Genomic DNA, 2,287 nt, shown 5'->3' with positions numbered 1-2,287 from the left:
GCCATGAAGGGAATCCTGTGAGTTACCGGCTCAGGCTCTACGCCTATGAAGACGCGTCCGAGGGAGAGCTGCAGGCGGCCGAGCAGCGCTTCAGGACGGCGCTGGAGGCCGCGCTGGGCCATGAAAGCCTGGTGCTGCCGGTGTACACCGCATACATGCGGCTGGTTTCGACCTACGGCGAATCACCTGCGGAAGATGTGCTGTCAGCCGACGAGCTGGAGGTTTTCAGCCAATGGCAGGTGGCGGAGCTGGCGGCCGTGACGGCAGCCTTGGGGCCGAATCGTTATATGGGCGATGCCCAGTTCGAGATTCGTCCGGCCTAGCGGGAAGTCTTCTCAGGGCGAGCGGCTGAGCCGCGGCGAGGCCAGCGCCTGCAACTGGTCGGAAATCGCGGTGTCGACAGCAGCGAGCTGTTTCAGAAGCTGCGCTTTTTCGAGCGCGGCATGCAGTTGCCGCAAATCCTTGCTGCTGGTGGTGGCCTTGATCTGGGCCAATGCCGCCGAGGTGTTGCCGGTTTTGAGTACGGCCAGCATCTTTGTCACCCATTCGCTGGCGGCGGGTCGTTTCTGGTTCATGGGGCATTGTAGGGTTGCCCTGCAAAACAACAACGCTGCCATGGCCGGGCTTGACCTTGAGTGCACTCAAGGTTTTCCAATTCCTTCAAGCCCTCGCAAATTGCCGGGCCCCACACCCGGTGTGACGGGCATTCAAGGAGCTTCCTCATGAACACAGCATCCACTACGAACACCACCGACGCCAACAGGCAGCACATCCGCCAGGTCATGGCGGAACTGGACAAAGGCAATGGAACGGCTTTTGTCGACGCCATGGCCGATGATTTTTCATGGACCATCCCGGGCGATACACCGTGGTCGCGCACCTACAGCGGCAAGCAGGTGGTCATCAACGAACTGCTGCGGCCCCTGTACGCCCAGTTCGCCACGCCTTACATCAGCACCACGCGCCGCGTGATGGCCGACGGTGACATGGTCATCATCGAATTCGAAGGGCGGGTCACGACCAAGGCCGGCAAGGCCTACAACAACCGTTATTGCTATGTCTGCCGCATGGAGGACGGGAAGATGAAGGACTTGATGGAGTACCTCGACACCGCGCTGGTGAATTCGGCACTGGAAGCGCCTTCCTCGTCATCGTCCGCCGCGCTTGCCGCCTGAGCCCTGGTTTTATACAGTCAGGCATGGCTGAAAACTTCCTGATCGGGCAACTTGCCGCGCGCACCGGGCGCAGCGTGCACACCATACGCTGGTACGAGGCCCAGGGCCTGATTCCCGGTGTGGCACGCGACGCCGGGCGCCGCCGCGTCTACGGCGAGCTGCACATCAGCTGGCTGGACCTGATGGACAGGCTGCGGCGCACCGGCATGTCGATCGCCGAAATGCGTGAATACACGGCACTGGTCAAGCAGGGCAGCGGCACCCTCAGCAAACGGCAGGCGCTGCTGTCGGCGCACCGCGAGCAGGTCAAGGGCATGATTGCCGAATGGCAGCTCGCGCTCAGGCTGCTGGACAAAAAAATCGACTTCTACGACGAGTGGGTGGCCTCGGGCAAACGGCCGGCGGTGAAGGTGGCGAAAATTGCCGGGCCTGCGGTGCCGGCGCTCAAGTCCCGGCCCAAGGCAAAGCCGCGGTCCGTGACGGCTTAGTCGGCCGAGCGTCCAGCGCATCCAGCAGCAGGCGCAGGCCCGCCAGCGCCGATTCAGCGCTTTCCATCTGCGCCCGCACGATGGCGCCGTCCACGGCCAGCGCCGCCGCGCCGGCAAGGGCTTGCTGGCCCGGCCTGGCGGGCAACAGGCCGGCAATCACCTGCCGCATATCGTTTTTATGGTTTTGCACGATCGGCGCCACGCCGGGCAGGGCGCCGGCTTCGGCCATGGCGTTGATGAAGGCGCAGCCGCGAAACAGCGGGTCGGCAAACCATTCGGCCAGCGTGGGCAGCAGCGGCGCCAGGCCGCCGCCCGCCGTGGCGCCGTGCCGCCCCAGGGCATCGACAAACCAGGCCATCCAGCGTTCGTGGCGGTAATCCAGGAAGGTACGTATCAGCTCGTCCTTGCTGGGAAAGCAGCGGTAGAAGGTGAGCTTGGCCACGCCCGACTCGGCAATGATGCGGTCTATGCCGGTGGCGCGCAGGCCGTCTCGGTAGAACAGGTCGTGCGCGGTGAGCAGGATGCGGTCGCGCGGGGAGGGGGTGGAGACGTCCATGGCGCGATTGTAGACAAGTCTGTCTACCTGTGCCAGAATCGCAGCGAGTAGACAGGTCTGTCTACCAT

The 2,287-nt window shown here is 63.8% G+C and carries 5 protein-coding genes; 3 read left to right on the top strand and 2 right to left on the bottom strand.

Features of this window, described 5'->3' with window-relative positions; all coding sequences use genetic code 11:
• The coding region (locus AC1D0P_RS24890; RefSeq protein ID WP_477679182.1) for a hypothetical protein at positions 1-323 on the top strand (323 nt) is incomplete at its 5' end.
• Between the two features lie 12 nt (positions 324-335).
• Here the strand turns inward: AC1D0P_RS24890 and AC1D0P_RS24885 are convergent.
• Positions 336-575, bottom strand: coding sequence for a hypothetical protein (locus AC1D0P_RS24885; protein WP_436154316.1), 240 nt, complete (start codon positions 573-575; stop codon positions 336-338).
• Positions 576-722: 147 nt separating this feature from the next.
• Between AC1D0P_RS24885 and AC1D0P_RS24880 the strand changes: the two genes are divergently transcribed.
• Both AC1D0P_RS24880 and AC1D0P_RS24875 read left to right on the top strand, forming a co-directional pair.
• Positions 723-1,175, top strand: a complete 453-nt coding sequence (locus tag AC1D0P_RS24880; protein WP_477679181.1) for a nuclear transport factor 2 family protein — start codon at positions 723-725, stop codon at positions 1,173-1,175.
• Between the two features lie 23 nt (positions 1,176-1,198).
• Positions 1,199-1,663 carry a MerR family transcriptional regulator gene (locus AC1D0P_RS24875; protein ID WP_477679180.1) on the top strand — a complete coding sequence of 155 codons (465 nt, stop codon included), beginning with the start codon at positions 1,199-1,201 and terminating at the stop codon, positions 1,661-1,663.
• Here the strand turns inward: AC1D0P_RS24875 and AC1D0P_RS24870 are convergent.
• Complete coding sequence (locus tag AC1D0P_RS24870) at positions 1,620-2,219, bottom strand: TetR/AcrR family transcriptional regulator (protein WP_477679179.1); 600 nt, start codon at positions 2,217-2,219, stop codon at positions 1,620-1,622. The genes AC1D0P_RS24875 and AC1D0P_RS24870 overlap by 44 nt on opposite strands.
• Positions 2,220-2,287: the final 68 nt, after the last annotated feature.

The organism is Polaromonas sp. P1_G2 (assembly GCF_056405515.1).
Note: the sequence above shows the minus strand (reverse complement) of the source record. Positions and strands in the feature narration are given on the sequence as shown.